We start from the raw sequence: 22176 nt of genomic DNA, 5'->3' as shown, positions 1-22176 counted from the left end.
AACCGAGGATTGAAGTTTATGGGAGAGAACAAGCCGATTCCGCTATCCAAGCTGGAAAAGGAGCCGTTCATGAGCGAACGGCAGCAAGAATACTTCCGGGCAAAACTTCTTGCCTGGAAAGAAGACATCCTGAAAGAAAGCCGTGAGACGCTGCAAAACCTGCAGACGGAAAATCTCGTGCTGCCTGATGCGGCAGACCGGGCGTCCACGGAAACAGACCGGTCACTGGAGCTTCGCACCCGTGACAGACAGCGCAAGCTGATCGCAAAAATTGAAGCCGCCCTGAAACGCATAGACGACGGTATTTACGGATACTGCGAAGAAACCGGCGAGCCGATTTCACTTCGCCGCCTGGATGCCCGTCCCATCGCCACACTTTCTGTCGAGGCTCAGGAGCGGCACGAACGTCGCGAGAAGGTCTACCGCGACGATTGAACCGTGGCCCCAGCGGAAAACAAGGACACAATCACAAACCAAAGGGCCGAAGCAGCGAGCTTCGGCCCTTTGGTTATGGATGCACATGCCTGATCCGGCGGCGGGTTACTTCTGGTCCAGATCGTGTTCCACCGCCCGCAAATTCGGCGGACGATCGGCAGGTGCGGTGTCCGCGAACACCGGAGGCCGTGGCGCGGGACGTGATCCCAGCGGGCGAACATTACCGGCAGGTTCGGCCGGTCCAAGCGGCGGTGCTTCCTGTGCCGGACCTGCCGGCGCGGCCGGCGGGATGCTGTCTATGGCTTCCGCTGCAAGGTTCCTGCTTCTCTTGGCTCCTGCAGGGGCGCCCTGACGGGCGGGCCGGGTGCTGATACCCGCCTCTATGACCACGTCCTGGGAACCACCAACCAGTACGAGGTGTTCCACATCATCGCGGCGGACCAGCACCAGGAAGCGGGATTTGTCGACCTCGTAATACTCCGAAATGCCAAGACGGGAGCCACGCTTTGCGCGCACGCGGCCGCCAAGAGCACGTATCATCAGCCAGGCGAAAATGAACACCGCCAGCACAACAGCGCCAAGATATATCCAGTTCATATAAGGCTGTAGAAGTTCCATTTCCGTTCCCCCTATCCTCGTTGGCCTGATTGGTTTTGCCTCACCGTGTACAACAATTGCACATCGGTGCGGTCCAGCGCCAGTAATGTATGGTTGAATCTAACGCTCGTTTAGGGCTGATACATGGCACAATTCGCCTATACTTGCACCTGATTCGGGGCGATGCGGCACGTCGGGCACATTGGGGTTCATGAGCAAAGACATTCAAATCGAACCGGAAAGCGGTTCTTCAAAGCCTGCCAGGACGCCAGCGTCACCGCCTGACAAAGAAGTTGAACTGGTGCAGGCAGAGGAGTCTCCTGTCCGCGAGCCGCGACCGGCCCAGTCGGACGGCAAACCAGTGCTCAGTCTCCTGCTGGCAATTTCGCTGGCCGTAATCGTTTATTTCGCCGTTCAGACCACAGGGACCATTGTTCCTCAGGTGGTCGTGGTGGCGCTGGCCCTGATGTCGCTTATGGGACTTCTTGCGGTCTTCGGTGCGCTGGCGGGGTTTGTGCATTTCGGGCGGGCGCCCCGGCAGAAGGAGTTTTTCGACCAGCTGTTTGATGCGGTCGGTGAACCTTGCGTGGTGGCGGATGCGCGCGGACTGATCATCTACTCCAACACCTCCTACCAACAACTTGTCTCAGCCTCCGGACAGGGCAGGATCGTCAATCTCGAGACACTGTATGCCGGTTATCCGGACGTGTCGGAGCGGGTTTACCGGCTGGCGCGTGCCGCACGGGAGGGCAATGAGGCGTCCGAGCAGTTCAGGCTGGCGGCGGGATCCGCCGCGGCAGGCGCGCGCAGTGATGCGGCCGCGTGGCTGCGCCTGCAGGTCAAGCCGCTGAAGGTGGGCGCCGGCCAGCCGTACTCGGTGTGGCGGCTCATCGATGAAACCGATGCCCGGGCGTCCCAGGAAGACGCCTTTGAAAACCTGCAATACATCATAAATTATCTCGACCATGCACCGGCGGGTTTCTTCTCAACCACGGCTGACGGCGCAATAGCCTATGTGAACGCCACATTGGCCGAGTGGCTGGGGCTCGACCTGTCAGCGACCACCGACGGCAATCTGAAATTGTCGGATATCGTGACCGACAAGGGGGCCAAGCTGCTGGGCGGCATAGAGCCGGAAGCCGGCCGGCCGGTGACGGAAGTCTTTGACCTGGATCTCGCCACCCGCACCGGCGAGACAATACCGGCCCGCGTGGTTCATCGCTGTGAGTTTGACAGCGAAGGCAAGCTGCAGCCGTCACGGACGCTGGTGCTGGACAGGCGGGCGCATTTTGCTGTCGAGAAAAACTCCGGCGAAGCCCAGGTGCAGATTTCGCGGCTGTTCAATTCGCTGCCCATCGGCATTGTGCAACTGAATGCCAAGGGCACGATCGAAACCATGAACGCGGCGTTTCTCGAGCTTGCGCCGAAGGCCAAGCGGCGCGGCTCACTGTCGAAACTGGTGCGCGAAGACGAGCGCGAAACGCTGGACCGGCTTGTCGCTGATGCGGCGGGAGGCAAGGCAGAAACCAAGCCGACCGACGTTCACTTCCTGGGTGCGGAGGAAACCTCGGGCCAGGTGTACTGTGTGGCCGACGAAACCGGCGGCAAGGGCGCGGTCATGGTGTTTGCCGTGGACACCACAAAACACTCGTCGCTTGAAACGCAGCTCGCCCAGAGCCAGAAGATGCAGGCGGTGGGCCAGCTTGCAGGCGGTGTCGCGCATGACTTCAACAACGTGCTGACCGCCATCATCGGCTTTTCCGACCTGTTGCTGGCGCGTCACCGCCCGACCGATCCGTCCTTCGCCGATATCATGAACATCAAGCAGAATGCCAACCGGGCCGCCAACCTGGTGCGCCAGTTGCTGGCATTCTCGCGGCGCCAGACCTTGCGGCCTGAAGTTCTGTCGCTGACCGATGTGCTGTCGGATCTCGGCAACCTGCTGGGCCGCCTGCTTGGCGAAACGGTTGAACTGAAGATTGTACATGGCCGCGATCTCGACCGTATCAAGGTCGATATCAACCAGTTTGAGCAAGTGGTGATAAACCTGTGCGTGAATGCGCGCGACGCGATGCCCGACGGCGGCGTGCTGACGCTGCGCTCCAGCAATGTGTCCGCTGCAGAATCAGAGAGCGTCAAGCCAGGCCTGATGCCGCCGGGTGAATATGTTCTCCTGGAGGTCGCCGACACCGGCACCGGGATGCCGCAGGACGTGCTTGACAAGATTTACGAACCGTTTTTCTCGACCAAGGAAGTGGGCAAGGGGACCGGGCTCGGATTGTCGACGGTGTACGGCATCATCAAACAGACCGGCGGGTTCATCTTCTGTGACAGCGAGTTGGGCAAGGGGACTACATTCAAGGTCTACCTGCCGCAATACATCGAGACGCAGGAAGAAGAATCGGCGCGCGTCGCGGAAGCTGCAACCGGTGAACCAAAAAGCGTGGATTTGACCGGCTCCGGGACCATTTTGCTGGTTGAGGATGAAGATGCGGTACGCTCGTTCGCCAAGCGGGCGCTGGAGTCGCGCGGGTACACGGTGCTGGAAGCCGATTCCGGTGAAGTCGGGCTTGAGGTGCTGGAAGAATACGGGGCCGAACCTGACCTGATCGTGTCGGATGTGGTGATGCCGGAAATGGACGGGCCGAGCATGCTGCGCGAACTGCGCAAGCGCGGGATCAAGACCAAGATTGTTTTCATCTCGGGCTATGCCGAAGATGCGTTCGAGAAAAACCTTGAAGGCCAGACGGATTTTGCCTTCCTGCCCAAGCCGTTTACCCTCAAGCAGCTTGCTGAAGCCGTGAAGGAAGCAATAGGCTGATCCCGGTTGGGCTGCAGGGAAACAATCGACAGCTGCCACCAGCACCCGCAGACACCGGACAGGGGCGTGCGGATACATTGTGCTCATTGGCCCATTGAAATGCATGACGTGGTTCTGCTGGACTCGATTGCCGATAGAATGTATCCATTATTGATCGAGAGCGCCGATTTGAGCATCAGCTTGCGGGCGCGGAATAAATACAGCTAAAGCGAAGAGAACATCCCCGTTTTCTTCAACTTCAATGTGCCTGCAAGGCGAAGGAAACACGATGAATGTTCATTCCACCGATCTGTCTGCCAAGTCCAGCGTCCCGGTCGCGCGCATTGTTGAGGCGCGAGGATCACTCCCGCATTGCACCTTGTCCTTCGAGGTTGAGTTCGAAGTAGAAGAACTGGAGGCCCTTTCGGATCTGGTTTCGCTGTTCGCGCGCGCAGGCCTGATCTGCGACGGCCTGCGGTATCGCCGCGACGGCAGTATTCTCGTGCGCCTTTGCGACAGTGATCGTTCGGATTTCCAGTTGATGGATGCGGCCCTGGACCAGTTACCCTCACTCAAAATGGTGCGGTGGACCACTGTTCTTTCAAAACCCGCCGACTGAGCCATTTGTCATCTCCGGGGTGTCCGGTTTGAACGGCTGCCAGAACCTTCGGGTCAGCGGTGTCCGATGCGTCCACAACAAGATCATGTCGGCTTGGAAACGGTGGTTCAACATGACACTATCGGATCGATTGAACACTTATTCGGGAGAGACCAGGTAGATGGCGCGTGTATTGCCGACTGCTGTTTCGGCATTGCTTCTATTGAGCTTGTTTCATGGTCCTTCCCGGGCCGAGCAACTGGGTGTCGCATTTGTTGAGGCACCTGAGCTGTCTTACGGTGTGTGTTTCGCTGCCGGTCCGGAGAAGGGATTTGCGTGCGCCCGAAAGAAGTGCATCACAAACGGGGGCGAAACGGAAAGTTGCCAGGCAGTGAAGTGGTGCCACCCCGCCGGCTGGAGCGTCGACCTGTTTGTGCAGCATGCCGAAGGCCTGCATTGGCATGAATACCTGTGCGGTTGGCCGAGCAAGGCAGATGCCGTCGCTGCTGCCGGCTTGCGATGCACCGGTTCGGGGCGCGGCAAGCTGCTGCAATGTGAAGTTGTCGGCGTTTGGACACCGGATGGCACGCATCAAAAAATGCCGGACGGATCGTAGTCCTGGAGGCGCGTGCCTAGCCGCCTTCCAGATGTCGCTTCACAAACGCTCCGGCGAGGCCGGCATACCAGGTTGCATCGAGTGCCTGCGCTAAAACATCCCCTGCCAATCGTCATGGCCGGCGGCCTGCAGCGCCTTGATCCCGGCCACCCGGGCCGGGCGATGATCCTCGATGTCCGGTTTGGACGGTGTCGCCTGAAAGGCCGCCAGTACCTGCGGGTCGAACCGGTGTTCAGTTGCACCGGCGATACATAGCGCCAGGTACCAGTCGAATGGTATCAGGGCAGGATCATGGCGTTGCGGCATATAGGTGGCTGTCGAAATCCGGGTGCTGCCATCGACCATGGTTACCTGGAAATCATCCTCCCGCGTGTAGCCATGGCCGACCCCTTCAATCCGATCCAGGAGCGGCATTTCATCTGCGGTGAGCTCATAGACGACACCGGGATGGGTGGCGCCTGAACGCTGCACCAGTCCGGCCTTGCCGGAGCCGTCGCCGCCCGGTTTGGTGAAGCTCACCGTCCAGCCTTCGGTCATGGCAACGCCGACGACGCGCGCCGAAGCACAGCGTGCGCCCAGGCGGGTGGAGAGAAGATTGGAGCCGTAGGCGAAGTACAGACAGGTATGCATCAAAGGGGCCTTGCCGGTGTTTCACTGATAGTGCCATGCTGCCTGCAGTTTGGGCTTTGAACAACAGGGAATGCATACATGATTGTCGAAACACTTGAAGGACTTGCCGTGCAACTGCAAAACGGCAAGACCACCTCGCGGGACCTGACGGAAGCCTGCCTGGCACGCATCGAGGATGAGGCGGGAGAAGGCGTGCGGGCTTTCCTGTCCACCGATGCGGAAGGTGCGATTGCGACGGCGGATTTCATGGACGCGAGGCGCCGGGCAGGCCGCGCGCCATCGCCTTATGCCGGTATTCCCATATCGCTGAAGGACCTGTTCGATGTGGCAGGCGAAGTAACCGCGGCCGGTTCGACCATCCTGCGCAGCAGCGAACCGGTCACGGCGGATGCAACCTGTGTGGCGCGGCTGCGGGCGGCAGGCTTTGTGTTTCTGGGCCGGACCAACATGACCGAGTTTGCCTATTCGGGTGTGGGGGTAAACCCGCACTACGGTACGCCGAAATCGGTCTGGGACCGGGCGCAGGGGCGCATTCCCGGCGGGTCTTCGTCCGGGGCCGCTGTGTCTGTGGCTGATGGCATGGCTTATATGGGGCTGGGAACAGACACTGGCGGGTCGTGCCGTGTTCCGGCGGCCTTCAACAACATTACCGGATACAAGTCTTCGACGGGGCGGGTCCCGAAAGACGGTGTATTTCCGCTGTCGGACACACTGGACACGGTCGGTCCGCTGGCCAATTCGGTGCAATGCTGTTCCACCATCGATGCGATGATGGCCGGTGACCGGACCGGCAGCCTGCTGGCCCGGGATCCGGCAACCTTGCGCTTCGGCATATTGCAGCACGTGGCGATGGATACCATGGATCCGGAAGTGGCAACCGCGTTCGATGCCGCCGTCAAGACACTCGGCAAGGCTGGCGTGGTGTTTTCGGAAGTGCCGTTTCCGGATCTGACGGAACTGCCCAGCCTCAATGCCAAGGGCGGTATTTCAGCAGCCGAAGCCATGGACGTGCATGCCGACATGCTGGAACGCCATGGTGATGAGTACCATCATATGGTCCGCATCCGTATCCAGTCCGGTCTCAACGTCACCGGGCCTGAACTGGTGGCGCACTACCGGCGCCGCAAAGAGATGATTGCAAAATTCGCCCGGCTTTGCTGCGGGCTTGACGGGTTCATCCTGCCGACCGTACCGATATTGCCGCCGCTGATCTCGGAGGTCGAACAGGATGAGCGCTACGGCCCGCTGAACTTCCTGTGCCTGCGCAATACGTTTATTGGCAATTTTCTCGACAGTTGTGCGATTTCCGTCCCCATGACAGCGCGCGGAGAAGCGCCGGCAGGTGTTATGATCATGCGCCTGCACGGCCAGGACACGGAATTGTTCAATGCGGCAGCTACTGTTGAAACCATCCTGAAGAAGGCATTGTCATGAAAACAGAAACCATCAAGCTGATCGACTTGCGCACAGTGTGTATCAAGGCGCTGAAAGCAGCCGGTTGTGATGATGCAAACGCCGATGCGATATCCGGTACCGTGTGTGCGGCAGAGCGCGATCACTGCCACAGCCATGGCATTTTGCGCATGCCGGGTTATCTGAAATCCATCGCCAACGGCAAGGCCAACCCGACCGCAAAGCCGACCTGGGAAAAGACCGCGCCAGGCGTCATTCGCGGTGATGGCGACAACGGCTTTGCGCCTTTGTCGCTGAACATGATGGCGGGTGATGTCGGTGACCTGGCGAAACAGCAGGGCGTTGCCTGTCTGGCGCTGACCAATATGCATCATTTTGCAGCGCTGTGGCCTGAAATGGAACTGATGACGCATCAGGGGCTGGTGGCGATGACCATGACGTCGGCTTTCCCCATCGTCCCGCCGCCGGGCGGCGCGAAGCCGTTGTTCGGCACCAACCCGATCGCGTTCGGATGGCCGCGCGACAATGGCGAAGCGGTGATTTTCGACATGGCCACTGCCGCCCGGGCGCATGGCGAGATACTGATGGCGGCGCGCGAGGGCAAGGAACTGCCCCCCGGCACGATCATCGACAAGGACGGCAATCCGTCGACCAACCCGGCGGATGTCCAGGGCGGGGCGATCCTGGCCTTTGGCGGAGCCAAGGGCGCGCTTGTGTCGATGATGGTCGAACTGATGGCGGGCGCGCTGATGGGCGAGCCGTTCAGCTTCGAAACCGCCAAAAAGGTTGAGCCCGACGGGCTGGCCAACCGCGGCGGGCAACTGATCATTGCCATTGACCCGGCACGCTTCGGTGATGCGAGCGGATGGGCCAGCCATGCCGAAGCCCTGTTCGCCGAGATGATCAAGCAGGACGGCGTGCGCATGCCGAGCCGGCGCCGCTATGAAGCGCGCCGGATGACGGAGGCTTCCGGGACTGTTGATGTCGCGTCTGATCTGCTGGCACAGGTCAAGACGGCCGCGGGGTGATGCGGCTGCTGATTCATATAGGCGCGGTGGTGTTTCTCACCCTGCTGACACAGGTTGGTGGACTGGCATGGATCGGCACTGCCGTGATGGCCCGCAGATTGGCCAATCGGCGGCTTGTCATACTCGGCGTCTTTGGGGCGATTTATGCCGGCCTGTCTCTGGCTGCGGCGACCGCTGCACCGGTGTTTGGTCGGGTTGCACTGCCATGCCTTGCCACCGGCCAGTCGACACTGGCAATGCAGTCGCCACTGTATTGTGTTCTCAACCGGCACTATGTGTCGAAGCCGATGTATGACACTGCAAACAAACTGGCGGCGGACATGAACCGGCAATTCCCCGGAACCCTGACGCAAGCCCTTGATGGCAGCTTTCCGTTTCTGGACGGGTTTCCACTGCTGCCGCATCTGTCGCACAATGACGGTAACAAGCTGGACATAGCGTTTTATTACGGTGATCCGAGTACGCAGAAATACATCCGCGGCAAAACCAGGTCACCCATCGGTTATTGGGGGTTCGAACGCCCGGAGCGGGGCGCGGACCTGCCTTGCGAAGGCCGGAGAGATATTCTGACCGGGCGCTGGGACATGAGCTGGTTTCAGATATTCAACAGTGTTGTCGTGCTGGACCGCCCCAGAACCCGAGCGGCACTTGAATGGCTGACCGCACCGGACGGGGGACGCAAAGCCGGGGTGACGAAAATTTTCATCGAACCCCACCTGGCAAACTCGCTCGGTGTGAAAGATGACATATTGCGATTCCAGGGGTGCCGGGCCGCCCGGCACGATGATCACATCCATTCTCAGGTGAAAAAATAAGTGCTCATGCAGGGCCGAAATTTGCATCAAAGAATTTCAGCCAGTTGCCGCCCGGTAGAGTTAAATCCAATTATGCCGTCCGCTTGAGCAGAAGGCAGATGGCAATTGAAGCGATACGAGGAATTACATGGAAAGAGAAGACGACTTGCCTGCTGTTGAGCGCCCGCCCACGCTGCGCGCCCTCACGCGCACCGTTGACACGTTGCTGCTGCCTGAAGGCTTCAACAGGAGTGGCGTGATATGGACGCGGTTGAGGAATACCTTCTTTGATGTAATCGATATTCAAACTTCACGCTATGACCACCTGCATTTCACAATCAATGTTGGCGTTTGCGATCCTCAGATTTTCAGTCAAATCTGGGGTCGAGAACTGCCCGAAAAAAAATCAGTCACGGATTGTATCGTTGAAAGCAGAATAGGGTACATATCCGGGCAAACCGACGTTTGGTGGGACTTGAGAGACCAGCAGGCGGTCAACGAAGTATCCAGAGTTCTCGAACGTGAAGTAATTGCTTTTCTCGAAGGCCAGCAAAATCACAAAGACATGCTTGACTGGCTCCTGAAAACAAAAACTCTGAAACAAATGTATCCGCTGGAGAGAATAAAGGTCGCAGTATTGTATCATTCTGTCGGAGAATTGGATGCATCGCGCCAGATGCTCAAAGCAGAATTGGCTAACAAACGCTCAGAACATTGGTTCGATAGGGTCAATTTTGTCGGCTCCAAGTTGAAGCTTCAACTTGACATGAATTGAATCCATCGGTCGCCATACTCTACAATTTTTGAACGCGACTGCGGAACAGACCCGCCATCCGGAACGTCGAATTGGGCCATGCAGGTTGCGCTGTTAAACTGAGCAGGACAAAGAGACGATTGATGTGTCGGTCACTACGAAAAAAACTTGAACACCGCCAACCTGTCTAAGCAGCCCCGAAATTTGCATCAAAGAATTTCAACCAGTTGCCGCCCATGACCCTGGCGGTGTCCTCGTCCGACATGCCAACCGCCTTCAGCCCGGCGGCAATGTTGCCGAAGTCCTGGTTGCCGGTGAACCAGCCGGGCTGGGGCGGGAAGCCGGCATTGTCCTTTGAGCCTTCGCCATAGTCGACCTGTTTCGACCAGCGCCCGACCCGCATCCATTCCACGACACTGTCGGGCTGGTCCTGGCACAGGTCAGAACCGATGCCGAGATGGTCGATGCCGATCATGTCGGCGGTGCGGGCGACCATATCGCAGAAACTTTCCACCGTGCACTCAGATCCGCCCTTGAGGTGGTGCGGGTAGAGCGAAAAGCCCAGCATGCCGCCTGCGGCCGCCAACGCCTTCAATACGGTGTCCGACTTGTTGCGCAACCCGTCGTGCCAAAATTTCGGATTGGCGTGGGTGATGGCGATGGGGCGGGTGGAATGGTCGATGGCTTCCAGGGTGGACCGTTCGGCGGAATGGGACATGTCCACCACCAGGCCGACCCGGTTCATTTCGTGCACCACCTGTTTTCCCATGCGGGTCAGGCCGGTGTCCTCGGCCTCATAGGCGCCGGTGGCGAGCAGGGACTGGTTGTTGTAGGTCAACTGCATGAAGCGGACGCCGAGCGTGTGCAGGATCTCCACCAGCGAGATATCATCCTCGATCGGAGAGCAGTTCTGCAGGCCGAAAAGAATTGCGGTGCGGCCCTGTTCGTGAGCGCGGCGCACGTCATCGCCGCTGGTGCCCCTGACGATCAGGTCGGGAAACTGCTCGAACCAGCGGTTCCATTGCTCCAGGTTGGCAACCGTCTCGCGGAAATTCTCGTGATAGCAGATGGTGACATGAACGGCGTCGACGCCCCCGTCGCGCATCTGCCGGAAAACCTTTTCTGAATAGTTGCAGTACTGCAATCCGTCAATCAGCACGTGGCAACCCTCCAGGACCAATGCATTGAAGCTGCAAACTGGCAGAAAGCCGTCTGTTTGACCAGTCCGGAAAACTGGGGCAGGCGGTATTGATCAGAGGCTGGCCAGAATCGCCGGCCGGCGTCATTGTTCCGTCCAAAGCTCCCTGGCGAGTTTTATCAAAACTGTCAGATTGCCATGGACAAGGGCTGGAAAATACTTTTGGAACAACGGTTTAATTTTTTTCTTGCAATGAGAACAAAATGAGTACAATACTGAGGAACAAAGCCGGAACGAAGAGATTTTCTGGCGAGCAGCAACGCAATGTGAAATAAGGAGCATGAGTGTCATGGGGCAAGCGAACCTCAAAGTTGTGGAAGGTGGTTCAATGGACAAGCAAAAGGCTCTGGAAGCTGCATTGGGGCAGATCGAGCGGGCTTTTGGAAAAGGCTCGGTGATGAAGCTGGGCGCGAACTCGGCCATCGAGATTGCCGCCATTTCATCAGGTTCTATCGGCCTGGATATTGCGCTTGGTATCGGCGGCCTGCCGAGAGGGCGCGTGGTCGAGATTTACGGTCCGGAATCCTCCGGCAAGACAACACTGGCGCTGCATGTCGTGGCCGAGTGCCAGAAACGCGGTGGCATTTGCGCCTTCGTTGATGCGGAACACGCCCTTGACCCGATCTATGCCCGCAAGCTGGGTGTTGATGTGGACGAACTGTTGATTTCACAGCCCGACACCGGCGAACAGGGGCTGGAGATTGCCGACACGCTGGTACGCTCCGGCGCTGTGGAAGTGCTGGTGATCGATTCCGTGGCGGCGCTGACGCCGCGCGCCGAACTTGAAGGCGACATGGGTGATTCACTGCCTGGCCTGCAGGCCAGGCTGATGAGCCAGGCGCTGCGCAAGCTGACCGGTTCGATCTCCAAAACCAATTGCATGGTGATCTTCATCAACCAGATCCGCATGAAGATCGGTGTCATGTTCGGCAATCCGGAAACCACAACAGGCGGCAACGCGCTCAAGTTCTATTCATCGGTGCGTCTCGACATTCGCCGCATCGGCGCCATTAAGGACCGTGACGAAGTGGTCGGCAACCAGACCCGCGTCAAGGTGGTGAAGAACAAGGTCGCACCGCCGTTCCGGCAGGTCGAATTCGACATCATGTACGGCGAGGGCATATCCAAGGTTGGCGAACTGCTCGATCTTGGCGTTACCGGCGGTATCGTTGAGAAATCCGGATCGTGGTTCTCTTATAACGGCGAACGGGTCGGCCAGGGCCGCGAGAATGCGAAGAACTTCCTGCGCGACAATCCCGATATCGCCACGGCCATTGAGACCGCCATCCGCGAGAACGCCGGGCTTATAGCTGACCGGATCACCGATCCTGAAAGCGTCAAGGCCGATGCGGATGGTGTCATCGAGGACGACCTGCCGCTGGCTGCCGGTGGCGAGGACAAATAAATTCTTGCAGGCTTTGCAGTCCGGTCCCTGCCGGGCTGCGTAAGAAGCAGTGAGTAGTGTTAGATTTCAGGCTCCCACCTGAACAAAGGCCGGTACCGGGGTATGAGCACCCCCCAAACCCCTGACCCTCATCCGGTCCGGCCTTGCAGGATTGCTGACGCCCCATCAGATCCTGCCTTCAAACGCCTTCCCGACCACCGGGAGGGCGTTTGTGTATTTGAACAACGGCGTCCGGGGCCTGAACATTTCACGGATTTATGGACATCAACCCCGGTGCGGGTATAAATGCGCCCTCAACATATTCATCTATTTCAAAGCAGGCTTTCAATTCCATGTCAGGCGTCAACGAAATACGCTCCACCTTCCTCGATTACTTCGTAAAGAACGGTCACGAGGAAGTGGCATCATCGTCCCTTGTACCGCACAATGATCCGACGCTGATGTTCACCAATGCCGGCATGGTTCAGTTCAAGAACGTCTTTACCGGTCTGGAGAAACGGCCTTACAGCCGGGCGGTGACATCGCAGAAATGCGTCCGCGCCGGCGGCAAGCACAACGACCTGGATAATGTCGGTTACACCGCGCGCCATCACACCTTCTTCGAGATGCTGGGCAATTTCTCATTCGGTGACTATTTCAAGGAACACGCGATAGAACTTGCGTGGAACCTGATCACCAAGGAATACGGCCTGGACGCAAAGCGCCTGCTGGTTACCGTCTATCATACCGACGACGAGGCTTTCGACCTGTGGAAGAAGATTGCCGGCCTGTCTGACGACAAGATCATTCGCATTCCGACCCATGACAATTTCTGGGCCATGGGCGATACCGGGCCGTGCGGGCCATGCTCGGAGATATTCTTCGATCATGGCGATCACATTCCCGGCGGCCCTCCCGGATCGCCGGATGAAGACGGCGACAGGTTCATCGAAATCTGGAACCTGGTGTTCATGCAGTATGAACAGGTGACGGTTGACGACCGCCAGGACCTGCCGCGGCCGTCTATCGACACCGGCATGGGCCTTGAACGGATTTCCGCCCTGCTGCAGGGCACCCATGACAATTACGAAACCGATCTGTTCAAGTCGCTGATTGCCGCCATCGTCGATGAAACCGGTGTCGAATCCACCGGGCCCAGCGCGGCGTCAAACCGGGTGATCGCCGATCACCTGCGAGCGACTTCATTCCTGATCGCCGACGGCGTGTTGCCGTCAAACGAGGGACGCGGCTATGTATTGCGGCGCATCATGCGCCGGGCCATGCGCCATGCCGAACTGCTGGGCGTGAAAGAACCGCTGATGTGGAAGCTGGTGCCGGCGCTGCAACGTGAAATGGCGCAAGCCTTTCCCGAATTGACACGGGCAGGTGACCTGATTACCGAGACCCTGCGGCTTGAGGAAACCCGTTTCCGCAAGACCCTGGAGCGCGGCCTGAAGATGCTGGATGACGAGTCGTCCGGACTGTCGGCCGGTGACCGGTTCTCCGGTGATGTGGCATTCAAACTCTACGACACGTACGGGTTCCCGCTTGACCTGACCGAGGACGCCTTGCGGGCGCGCGACATCTCCGTCGACACCGATGCCTTCAATACGGCCATGGACAAGCAGAAGGCCGATGCCCGCAAGGCATGGGCGGGATCGGGTGATACCAATACCGACGCACTCTGGTTTGACGTGCGCGACAAGACCGGTGCGACTGATTTTCTCGGTTACGAAACCGAAACAGCTGAAGGTGTTATCGCTGCGATCGTTACTGGCGACGGCGAGATGCTGGAAACCGCCGCAAAAGGCGACAAGGTCTCCATCATCGTCAACCAGACCCCGTTTTACGGTGAAAGCGGTGGCCAGACCGGGGACATGGGCGTCATGAAGACGGCAGCCGGTGCCCGGGTGAAAATCACAGACACGCAGAAACGGCTGGGTGACCTGTTTGTCCATATCGCCGTGGTTGAGGACGGCGAGATTACATTGGGTGACGCAGTGGAGCTGCTGGTCGACCATGACCGGCGGTCCGGCAACCGGATACATCACTCGGCCACCCACCTTGTACATGAAGCGTTGCGGCAGGTGCTGGGAAACCATGTTGTACAGAAAGGCTCGTTGGTCGAACCGGGCCGGTTCCGGTTCGACTTCGCGCATCCGAAATCCCTGTCGGAAAACGAACTGGAACAGGTTGAGCAGATTGCAAATCAGGTGGTTATGCAGAACGATCCCGTGTCGACGCGCCTGATGAGTGTCGATGAGGCCATAGAGCAGGGCGCCATGGCCCTGTTCGGGGAAAAGTACGGTGACGAGGTGCGGGTTGTCTCCATGGGTGAGCAGCCCGGTGGTGGCAACAAGCAGGTCTATTCGATGGAACTTTGCGGCGGCACCCATGTGGGCCGTACCGGTGACATCGGCCTGGTGCGTGTCGTGTCGGAAGCTGCGTCGGCCGCCGGCGTACGCCGCATCGAGGCGCTGGCCGGTGATGCGGCCCGGCAACATCTTGAAACCCGCGACAAGCAGGTAACGCGCATTGCCGGCCTGTTGAAGGCCGCACCCGATGATGTGGAGACACGGGTCGCAGCTCTGGTCGAGGAACGCAAGAATCTGGAACGAGAGCTGGCGGAAGCCAGGAAGAAACTCGCTATGGGCGGTGGTGCTGCATCCGGCGGCAGCGCTGTTGAGGATATTGGTGGTGTGAAACTGCTGGCCCGCGTGCTGGACGGTCTGAACCCGAAAGACCTGCGCGGCGCCATTGACGAGGGCAAGGCGCAGGTAGGTTCAGGCGTGGTCGCGCTGATCGCCGTCAATGACGGCAAGGCAGCCGTCGGCGTTGGCGTAACCGATGACCTCAAGGACACACTGAGTGCGGTCGACCTGGTCAAGGCAGGTGTCGAGGCCGTTGGTGGCAAGGGCGGCGGTGGCCGGCCTGACATGGCGCAGGGCGGCGGTCCGGACGGCAGCAAGGCCGATGCCGCACTGGATGCCATTCGAGCCGGGTTGGTCGGGTAACCGGAGTCTAGGGAACCTATCTCATCTCACTCGTTTTAGTCCGTAGACCTCATCCGGGCCTGAATACAAAGGCCAGCATTCAAACACGGACGCAGGATCTCCCGCACCACAGTGCCGCCCTTATCTTTCGTGTGCACTGTGCCATATTCGGTTTGATGTCTTTCCGAGATGCGTCATGTGCAGGGCACTGTCGAACTCAGCCAGTGCAGGCGTTGCTTTGCTGGTTTGGTCGTGGATCATGACATTGGGCCGCCACGTGCCGTCGAAGATTGAATGCCAGATGTTGCGGGAGTGCTCGCCAAGGTGAAGCATATGCAACTTGCCGTCGTGCTGGGCCAGGACCGGAGATATCCGGCTTCGCTGGTTGTGGACTCTCACATTTGGACTCCACCGGCCTCCATCATAGCGCGAGTGCCAAATGTCGTTTGAGCTGTCGCCAAGATGCACCATATGAAGTTCGCCATCGAATGTGGCGATGGCCGGCGCAGCTTTGCTCGATTGCTGCAGAATACGGACGTTCGGCGTCCAGCGCGTACCGTCAAAAGTCGAGTGATAAATATGGTTCGAACTGTTGCCCAAATGCACCATATGCAAACGGCCCTGGAACACTGCGAGTGCCGGCGGTGCCTTGCTCAGCTGGTCTGGTATCTGATAGTTCGGTGTCCAAATACTTCCGTCGAACATCGAATGGTATATGCGGTTTGTGCGATTGCCCAGATGCACCATGTGCAGGCGGGCGTCGAATACGGCAAGTGCAGGCGGTGCTTTGCTTTTTTGATCCGGAATTCGAGTATTTGGCATCCAGCTGTTGCCGTCAGATCTTGAGTGCCATATGTCGTTGGAACTGTCGCCAAGATGCACCATGTGCAGTTCGCCACTGAATTCGGCCAATGTCGGAGATGCCTTGCTGAGCTGATTGGGTATTTCGACATTTGCGGACCAGATCGGGTAGAATGCATAAATAGTCTCAATGTCGCCGGCTGAAAAATCATTCAGGAGGCCGATGTCGACGAAATTGCCCAAGAACCCGGTTGTTGCCTGTCCCTGTCTTATTGCCGGCTGCAGAGGATAATGCCACACATTGCCGTCGAACAGCGAATGCCAGATGTCATTGCTGCTATCACCGAGATGAACCATGTGTAATTCACCGCCAAACACGGCAAGCGCAGGTGATGCTTTGCTCTTTTGACCCGGAATTTTGACGTTTGGGGTCCACTCCGTGCCGTCAAAGCGTGAATGCCAGATGGTATTTGAGTTGTTGCCCAGATGTACCATGTGCAATTGACCATTGAATGCGGCCAGCGATGGTGCCGCCTTACTCTTCTGGTCGGGTATCTTTTCACCTGGCGACCAACTGTTGCCATCGAACTGCGAATGCCAGATGTTGTTTGAGGTGTTGCCGAGGTGCACCATGTGAAGTGAATTTCCGAATACGGCAAGCGCTGGCGTCGACTTACTCTTGTGGCCATCAATTTCAACGTCTGGCGACCAGCTTGTGCCATCGAAGGTTGAATGCCAGATCTTGTTGGAACTGTTGCCCAAGTGCACCATGTGCAAGGCGCCGTCAAAAACGGCAAGGGCAGGGGTCCGTTTACTTTTCTGGTTCGGAATCGGAATGTTGGGTGACCAATTGGTACCGTTCCACCTGGAATGATAGATGGTGTTCGAGTTGTCGCCGAGATGGACCATATGCAGTTCATTGTTGAACGCGGCAAGTGATGGTGGCGCCTTGCTGCTCTGGTCCGCTATCTGGATGTTGGGCGTCCACTCATTGCCATCAAAAATCGAATGCCAGAGATTGTTTGAACTGCCGCCAAGGTGGACCATGTGCAAATTGCCATCGAACATGGCAAGCGCGGGTGATGCCTTGCTTTGCTGATGGGGAACGCGCTTGTTGTCGAAGCGTTCGGTAAAGTTAAATTGCCCGTAGTGCATAATCGAGGCGTAGTCATATAAGCCGCTGTCGTCCGCATCCTCGGTCCGCTTCTCAAAGTTGGGTTCGAACTCGTCGATTATATTGTCGAAATCAACAATGACAAAGTTGTCCCGGTCTTCGCGGTTTTGTTCATGATGCAAGCCTATGGCATGTCCAATCTCGTGCACCACGACCCACATGTTGGCGCCCAGCGCTGCCTCGTCAATCAGGGAATGCCAAAGATTGTCTGATGTGTTTCCCAGTTGCACCATATGCAATCTCGCGTCGAACACAGCCAGTGCGGGCGACGCTTTGCTCTGCTGTTCCGGGATCCTTGTGGCAGTTGACCAATTGGCACCATCGAACCTTGAAATCCAGATATTGCTCGAGTTATCGCCCAGATACACCATATGAAGCTCGGACCCCAACGTGGCAATTGCAGGTGCCGCTTTACTCTTTTGGCCTTCGATTTCATTGTTCGGCGACCAGGTGTCACCATCAAACCGGGAATGCCATATCTTGTTGGAACTGTTTCCCAGATGCACCATATGCAAATCGTTGTTGAGCACGGTCAGCGCGGGTGACGCCTTGCTCTTCTGACCAGTGATTTCAACAGCGTTCGACCAGCTGGTACCATTGTATCTGGCGTGCCAAAGCTTGTTGGAACTGCTGCCGACATAGACCATATGCAGTTCACCGTCATATTCAGCCAGCGCCGGAGCACGTTTACTCTTCTGGTCGCCGATGGGAACATTGGGTGTCCACTCTGTTCCGTTCCACATGGAATGGTAGATGGTGTTCGAATTATTGCCGAGATGAACCATGTGTAACGCGCCGTCGAACATGGCCAGCGCGGGAGGTGTTTTGCTTTTTTGATCTGGAATTTTAATATTGGGTGTCCAGCTGTTGCCGTCGAATTGCGAATGCCAGAGGGTGTTTGAACTGACGCCCAGGTGCACCATATGCAACCTTCCGTCGAACACAGCCAGTGCAGGTGCTGCTTTGCTTTGCTGATTGGGAATCTGCGTCTGGTGACTGCCGCCAATATCGCAGAGCACGTCTTGTGACCCGGTTTGTTGCCGACCGACATAGCTGGAGCAGGCCACATCGCTTTCTCGAAACACGATGTAGTCCTCGTGCATGTCAGCATCTCTTCTAACCAGACGCATAACCGTGCGATTATTGAACTGTTGGATGGCGTCGAGTATGACCTGCCGCTCGGCGCTGCCTCCCGGAAAAGCAATTTCATCGATCTCATAGGGCACAACACCGTGCGGCCATCGACGGTTAGATATTGTATTAACGAGTCCCATGTCACAGCCTCCTATGCTTGGCGGCCAAGCGCCTGATGGTCCACTATCGGACCTCCTTTTAGGAGTGATCGTAGATCCATGAAGCTGTGCTGACTGTTAGAATCTTCACAGTTTGGGTGAGGAGTTTGGTTTACCTTTCAATTCACTTGCAGTGTTCGAACCGGCAGAACTGTGCCCTGACTTCACTTTGTCCACTCATCGGTATCGTGATCGGGATGCTGCCGGTTCACCAGCTTTGCCATGTCTTCAGGCGTTCGATCATCTGCTGTGGGGTGGCCCGGCAGACTGGTGATCTGGTCGAACCAGGCCCGCTTGCTCTCGATACCTACCTCGTCAACAGGTGGGGCTAGATCAGGTGTGTCCAGCGAACCCACGGTCAGTTCGTAATTCACGTCACCGGCTTCATACATGTAGAGCGGGGTGCCGCAGTTGGCACAGAACCCTCGCACCGTGACCGGCGTAGATGAGAATTCGGCAGCCTTGCCCCGGGTCCATTCAAGCTGGGTCATGGGAGTTGTGAGCAGCACCATGCCGAAACTGCCGCCGGCTTTCTGGCACATGCGGCAATGACAGATGCCGGAATGGCCCAGGGGCCCGGTTATCCGGTAGCGCACCGCGCCACACTGACAACCGCCTGAATGGGTATCGGCCATTACGGGCGCTGCCACACCACCGGAAACCAGTCTTCAGGCAGCGGGTCGCCCATGTTCAGCTTCAGGCCCATTTCATCAAACGGCGGCGACACGGCATGAGACCGCGCAACATAACGGCAGTCCTCGCCGATGAAGCGGAAGCTCACGGCACGGCGCCGGGTGCCTGACGTGTTGGGCGGTGCGTTGTGCAAGGTGTGATAGTCGAATGCGACCGCATCACCCGGCGCCAGGTCCCAGGCCCGCAGGTCGGCGGCCTGTTCGGCCTCGTCGATTTCGGGGAAGGGATGATACACCGAGGTATCACCTTCAAGCGGTTCCAGTGTCTTGAAGCGGCGCGGTACGTACGTCACCGAACCTTTGTGGCTTCCGGCGATAAAATGCGGGCATACGGCTTTCGAAACCGGATCGAGCGGCACCCAGATGGACACGGTCTTGCTGCCGTCCAGGCAGTAGTACGGCAGGTCCTGGTGCCAGGGCGTCGGGTCGGCGGTGCCGGGCTCCTTGACCAGCACATGTTCATGAAACAGTTGCGTGCGCGCTGCATCCATCAGTTCACCGGCTATGGCGCCGAGCGGACCGTCATCGCACACATCCTTGTATGCCGAGATGCGCTGCCAATTGACATAATCACCGAAATAGGCCCCAGGCTTACCTTCTTCTGTATGATTTTTTCCGTAAGGGCCTGGAGTTAGCATGTTTTCTTCAATTGCTGTCTCAAGCCGGTTGCGCCATTCGGCGGGAACGACATTTCGCAACACGCATACGCCGTCCCGGCTGAAGTCTTCACGGGTCTGGGGTGAAATCGTGTTCATGTCGACCTCCTTTTCATCATGTCCAGTTTGCAGCATGCCTCAAGCCGGTGTTGACGGCAATCTGCCATTGGCTATCTGGTCCGGCGTACAATGCAGACAACGGAGCGGGCCCGCAGCGATTTGCAGATTTTGGCCGCCTGTTGGCGGCTGGCCGCACCGATACGCGCTGAATAACGCCGCCTTGCGCCCAGGCTCAGATTTCTGACCGGTATGATCATGGGCGGTTTTTCCCGAAGGTCAGCCGGGAAATTCCGCTTGATGCGGTTGAAGGTGCGAACGGCCGTGTTTCGGGAGAAACTTTCTGAAATCAGCACGCCCCAGGGCTGGCGCGGTGATGATTTCGTGGCCAGGCGGATGCGTCCGGGTTTCCGGACCAGGGCCGGACAGGCATCGGCAAACGATTTCTTGCCGTCAATCTGCGGAATGGCATGCCGGGCCTCAGGTTTCCGCCATTCCTCCGCGGCCCGCCCGGTTATGGAGAAGACATAGTTTTCGGTCTCCAGCGGAATCCTGCCACCGGCAATGAAGCGCGAAGCTGCACCTTCGCCGGCATTGTAGGCAACAGCCGCCAGCCCCAGATTGCCAAAGCGGACTTTCAGGTGGGAAAGGAAGTCAATTGATGCCGTCAGGGCCGCTGCCGGATCGTAGGGGTTTTTCAGCCCACGCCGCTTTGCGGTGCCGGGGATGAACTGGGCAATGCCTTCAGCTCCAGCCGGGGACACCGCATTGGGAGAAAACCGGCTTTCCGCATTGATCAGGCGGGCGATGAAATGCGGATTGATGCCGCGCCACCTGGAACGGTTGCCGATCAGCGCGCACACGTCGCGGGCAAAGGTTGCTTCTGCGATGGCCAGCGGTGCCCGCACAGGCTTCACCCCGGTTTTGACCGGCCGGGCTGAAGCGCTGGCGGTGAGGCAGATTGCGAGCAGAAAAACCGCGAGCCGGTCAGCCCATGGCCTTCTGCAGGTTGCGATCAACGGCATCGAGGAAGCCTTGTGTGCTGAGCCATTTCTGGTCCGGCCCGATGAGAACCGCCAGATCCTTAGTCATCTCGCCGCCTTCAACGGTATCAATGCACACCTTCTCCAGCGTATCGGCAAACGTCGCCAGGGCGGCATTGTCGTCGAGCTTGGCACGATGGGCCAGGCCGCGCGTCCAGGCAAAGATCGAGGCGATGGAATTGGTCGAGGTTTCCTTGCCTTCCTGGTGCAGGCGATAATGGCGGGTAACGGTGCCGTGGGCAGCTTCTGCTTCAACGGTATCACCGTCAGGCGTCATCAGCACTGATGTCATCAGTCCCAGTGACCCGAAGCCCTGCGCAACGGTGTCAGACTGAACATCGCCGTCATAGTTCTTGCAGGCCCACACATAACCGCCGGACCACTTCATTGCCGAAGCCACCATGTCGTCAATCAGGCGATGTTCGTAGGTGAGTTCCGCTTCGGCGAACTTGTCGGCGAACTCAGCGTCGAAAATCTCCTGGAAGATGTCCTTGAAGCGTCCGTCATAGGCTTTCATGATGGTGTTCTTGGTGCTGAGATACACCGGATAACCCAATGTCAGACCGTAGTTCATCGAGGCGCGCGCGAAGTCGCGGATGGAATCATCCAGGTTGTACATGGCCATGGCAACGCCGGATCCGGGTGCCTGGAACACTTCGCGTTCGATTGTCTCGCCGTCATCGCCTTCAAACTTGATGGTCAGCTTGCCGGCGGTCGGGAACTTGAAGTCTGTTGCACGATACTGATCGCCGAAGGCATGGCGGCCAACCACGATTGGCTGGGTCCAGCCCGGCACCAGGCGCGGCACGTTCTGGCAGATGATGGGTGCGCGGAAAATAACCCCGCCGAGAATGTTGCGGATGGTGCCGTTTGGCGACCGCCACATCTGTTTCAGGCCGAATTCCTCAACCCGCTGTTCATCCGGCGTGATAGTCGCACACTTGACGCCGACGCCGTATTTCTTGATGGCTTCTGCAGCATCAATGGTGACCTGGTCATCTGTCTCGTCGCGGTATTCGATACCGAGGTCATAATATTTCAGGTCGATGTCGAGGTAAGGATGGATCAGTTTGTCCTTGATGAACTGCCATATGATGCGTGTCATCTCGTCGCCGTCTAGTTCAACAACGGGATTGGCAACCTTGATCTTGGACATGGAAATTTAGCCTCGCTTTGTAGGGGGTTGGTGCAGCGCACAACGGAATATGGTGCGCGTCATAG

General features: G+C 58.0%; 18 protein-coding genes. 10 read left to right on the top strand and 8 right to left on the bottom strand.

The features are described 5' to 3' along the window. Positions 1–18: 18 nt before the first annotated feature. Positions 19–435 carry an RNA polymerase-binding protein DksA gene (dksA, locus tag DHN55_RS19000; RefSeq protein ID WP_108883125.1) on the top strand — a complete coding sequence of 139 codons (417 nt, stop codon included), beginning with the start codon at positions 19–21 and terminating at the stop codon, positions 433–435. 105 nt (positions 436–540) lie between these two features. On the opposite strand, the gene DHN55_RS18995 is transcribed toward dksA, so the two are convergent. Continuing rightward, positions 541–1053 (bottom strand): flagellar biosynthetic protein FliO, encoded by a 513-nt coding sequence (locus DHN55_RS18995; RefSeq protein WP_108883124.1) that lies wholly within the window; start codon positions 1051–1053, stop codon positions 541–543. A gap of 190 nt (positions 1054–1243) precedes the next feature. Here DHN55_RS18995 and cckA point away from each other — a divergent pair, with 190 nt between their 5' ends. The 3 genes from cckA (at position 1244) to DHN55_RS18980 (ending at position 5046) form a co-directional block, all read left to right on the top strand. After that, complete coding sequence (cckA, locus tag DHN55_RS18990; protein ID WP_108883123.1) at positions 1244–3853, top strand: cell cycle histidine kinase CckA; 2610 nt, start codon at positions 1244–1246, stop codon at positions 3851–3853. Between the two features lie 268 nt (positions 3854–4121). After that, positions 4122–4451, top strand: a complete 330-nt coding sequence (locus tag DHN55_RS18985; protein ID WP_337660538.1) for a hypothetical protein — start codon at positions 4122–4124, stop codon at positions 4449–4451. A gap of 160 nt (positions 4452–4611) precedes the next feature. Continuing rightward, positions 4612–5046, top strand: coding sequence for a hypothetical protein (locus DHN55_RS18980; RefSeq protein ID WP_108883121.1), 435 nt, complete (start codon positions 4612–4614; stop codon positions 5044–5046). 90 nt (positions 5047–5136) lie between these two features. Here DHN55_RS18980 and DHN55_RS18975 read toward each other — a convergent pair whose 3' ends face one another. Continuing rightward, positions 5137–5676: a gamma-glutamylcyclotransferase gene (locus DHN55_RS18975; protein WP_108883120.1), complete on the bottom strand. Its 540-nt coding sequence runs from the start codon at positions 5674–5676 to the stop codon at positions 5137–5139. Positions 5677–5754: 78 nt separating this feature from the next. Between DHN55_RS18975 and DHN55_RS18970 the strand changes: the two genes are divergently transcribed. The 4 genes from DHN55_RS18970 to DHN55_RS18955 all read left to right on the top strand — a co-directional run bounded on the left by DHN55_RS18970 (position 5755) and on the right by DHN55_RS18955 (position 9686). After that, positions 5755–7110, top strand: a complete 1356-nt coding sequence (locus DHN55_RS18970) for an amidase (RefSeq protein WP_108883119.1) — start codon at positions 5755–5757, stop codon at positions 7108–7110. Further along, the gene (locus DHN55_RS18965) at positions 7107–8117 is read left to right on the top strand and encodes an Ldh family oxidoreductase (RefSeq protein WP_108883118.1); all 1011 of its coding nucleotides are present in this window, start codon (positions 7107–7109) and stop codon (positions 8115–8117) included. The genes DHN55_RS18970 and DHN55_RS18965 overlap by 4 nt, the downstream gene beginning before the upstream one ends. Beyond that, positions 8117–8932, top strand: a complete 816-nt coding sequence (locus tag DHN55_RS18960) for a hypothetical protein (protein WP_108883117.1) — start codon at positions 8117–8119, stop codon at positions 8930–8932. Before DHN55_RS18965 ends, DHN55_RS18960 begins: the two co-directional genes overlap by 1 nt. Positions 8933–9059: 127 nt before the next feature. Beyond that, entirely contained in the window at positions 9060–9686 is a 627-nt protein-coding gene (locus DHN55_RS18955; protein WP_108883116.1) for a DUF4304 domain-containing protein, read from the top strand. 166 nt (positions 9687–9852) lie between these two features. On the opposite strand, the gene DHN55_RS18950 is transcribed toward DHN55_RS18955, so the two are convergent. Continuing rightward, positions 9853–10824 carry a membrane dipeptidase gene (locus DHN55_RS18950; protein WP_108883115.1) on the bottom strand — a complete coding sequence of 324 codons (972 nt, stop codon included), beginning with the start codon at positions 10822–10824 and terminating at the stop codon, positions 9853–9855. A 328-nt stretch (positions 10825–11152) separates the two neighbouring features. On the opposite strand from DHN55_RS18950, the gene recA reads away from it, so the two are divergent. Both recA and alaS read left to right on the top strand, forming a co-directional pair. After that, entirely contained in the window at positions 11153–12268 is a 1116-nt protein-coding gene (gene recA / locus DHN55_RS18945; RefSeq protein ID WP_108883309.1) for a recombinase RecA, read from the top strand. 332 nt (positions 12269–12600) lie between these two features. Continuing rightward, positions 12601–15261 (top strand): alanine--tRNA ligase, encoded by a 2661-nt coding sequence (gene alaS, locus DHN55_RS18940; protein ID WP_108883308.1) that lies wholly within the window; start codon positions 12601–12603, stop codon positions 15259–15261. 120 nt (positions 15262–15381) lie between these two features. On the opposite strand, the gene DHN55_RS18935 is transcribed toward alaS, so the two are convergent. The 5 genes from DHN55_RS18935 to DHN55_RS18915 form a co-directional block, all read right to left on the bottom strand. Then, a complete protein-coding gene (locus tag DHN55_RS18935) occupies positions 15382–18489 on the bottom strand; it encodes a M12 family metallopeptidase (RefSeq protein WP_108883114.1) in 3108 nt (1035 codons plus the stop codon). A 182-nt stretch (positions 18490–18671) separates the two neighbouring features. Continuing rightward, positions 18672–19142: a GFA family protein gene (locus tag DHN55_RS18930; RefSeq protein WP_108883113.1), complete on the bottom strand. Its 471-nt coding sequence runs from the start codon at positions 19140–19142 to the stop codon at positions 18672–18674. After that, positions 19142–19954, bottom strand: a complete 813-nt coding sequence (locus DHN55_RS18925) for a phytanoyl-CoA dioxygenase family protein (RefSeq protein ID WP_337660537.1) — start codon at positions 19952–19954, stop codon at positions 19142–19144. Before DHN55_RS18925 ends, DHN55_RS18930 begins: the two co-directional genes overlap by 1 nt. Positions 19955–20025: 71 nt before the next feature. Further along, a complete protein-coding gene (locus DHN55_RS18920) occupies positions 20026–20937 on the bottom strand; it encodes a transglycosylase SLT domain-containing protein (protein ID WP_108883111.1) in 912 nt (303 codons plus the stop codon). After that, positions 20900–22111 carry an NADP-dependent isocitrate dehydrogenase gene (locus DHN55_RS18915; RefSeq protein WP_108883110.1) on the bottom strand — a complete coding sequence of 404 codons (1212 nt, stop codon included), beginning with the start codon at positions 22109–22111 and terminating at the stop codon, positions 20900–20902. Before DHN55_RS18915 ends, DHN55_RS18920 begins: the two co-directional genes overlap by 38 nt. Positions 22112–22176: the final 65 nt, after the last annotated feature.

The sequence above is a fragment of the Anderseniella sp. Alg231-50 genome (assembly GCF_900149695.1).
GTDB lineage: Bacteria > Pseudomonadota > Alphaproteobacteria > Rhizobiales > Aestuariivirgaceae > Anderseniella.
Note: the sequence above shows the minus strand (reverse complement) of the source record. Positions and strands in the feature narration are given on the sequence as shown.

Bases quoted from the DNA above. Each gene is read 5' to 3' on its own strand.
- cckA (WP_108883123.1), top strand. From the start codon at position 1,244: ATGAGCAAAGACATTCAAATCGAACCGGAAAGCGGTTCTTCAAAGCCT.
- DHN55_RS18970 (WP_108883119.1), top strand. From the start codon at position 5,755: ATGATTGTCGAAACACTTGAAGGACTTGCCGTGCAACTGCAAAACGGC.
- DHN55_RS18915 (WP_108883110.1), bottom strand. From the start codon at position 22,111: ATGTCCAAGATCAAGGTTGCCAATCCCGTTGTTGAACTAGACGGCGAC.
- DHN55_RS18920 (WP_108883111.1), bottom strand. From the start codon at position 20,937: ATGCCGTTGATCGCAACCTGCAGAAGGCCATGGGCTGACCGGCTCGCG.
- DHN55_RS18965 (WP_108883118.1), top strand. From the start codon at position 7,107: ATGAAAACAGAAACCATCAAGCTGATCGACTTGCGCACAGTGTGTATC.
- DHN55_RS18985 (WP_337660538.1), top strand. From the start codon at position 4,122: ATGAATGTTCATTCCACCGATCTGTCTGCCAAGTCCAGCGTCCCGGTC.
- DHN55_RS18925 (WP_337660537.1), bottom strand. From the start codon at position 19,954: ATGAACACGATTTCACCCCAGACCCGTGAAGACTTCAGCCGGGACGGC.
- DHN55_RS18930 (WP_108883113.1), bottom strand. From the start codon at position 19,142: ATGGCCGATACCCATTCAGGCGGTTGTCAGTGTGGCGCGGTGCGCTAC.
- DHN55_RS18995 (WP_108883124.1), bottom strand. From the start codon at position 1,053: ATGGAACTTCTACAGCCTTATATGAACTGGATATATCTTGGCGCTGTT.
- dksA (WP_108883125.1), top strand. From the start codon at position 19: ATGGGAGAGAACAAGCCGATTCCGCTATCCAAGCTGGAAAAGGAGCCG.
- alaS (WP_108883308.1), top strand. From the start codon at position 12,601: ATGTCAGGCGTCAACGAAATACGCTCCACCTTCCTCGATTACTTCGTA.
- DHN55_RS18960 (WP_108883117.1), top strand. From the start codon at position 8,117: ATGCGGCTGCTGATTCATATAGGCGCGGTGGTGTTTCTCACCCTGCTG.
- DHN55_RS18955 (WP_108883116.1), top strand. From the start codon at position 9,060: ATGGAAAGAGAAGACGACTTGCCTGCTGTTGAGCGCCCGCCCACGCTG.
- DHN55_RS18935 (WP_108883114.1), bottom strand. From the start codon at position 18,489: ATGGGACTCGTTAATACAATATCTAACCGTCGATGGCCGCACGGTGTT.
- recA (WP_108883309.1), top strand. From the start codon at position 11,153: ATGGGGCAAGCGAACCTCAAAGTTGTGGAAGGTGGTTCAATGGACAAG.
- DHN55_RS18980 (WP_108883121.1), top strand. From the start codon at position 4,612: ATGGCGCGTGTATTGCCGACTGCTGTTTCGGCATTGCTTCTATTGAGC.
- DHN55_RS18975 (WP_108883120.1), bottom strand. From the start codon at position 5,676: ATGCATACCTGTCTGTACTTCGCCTACGGCTCCAATCTTCTCTCCACC.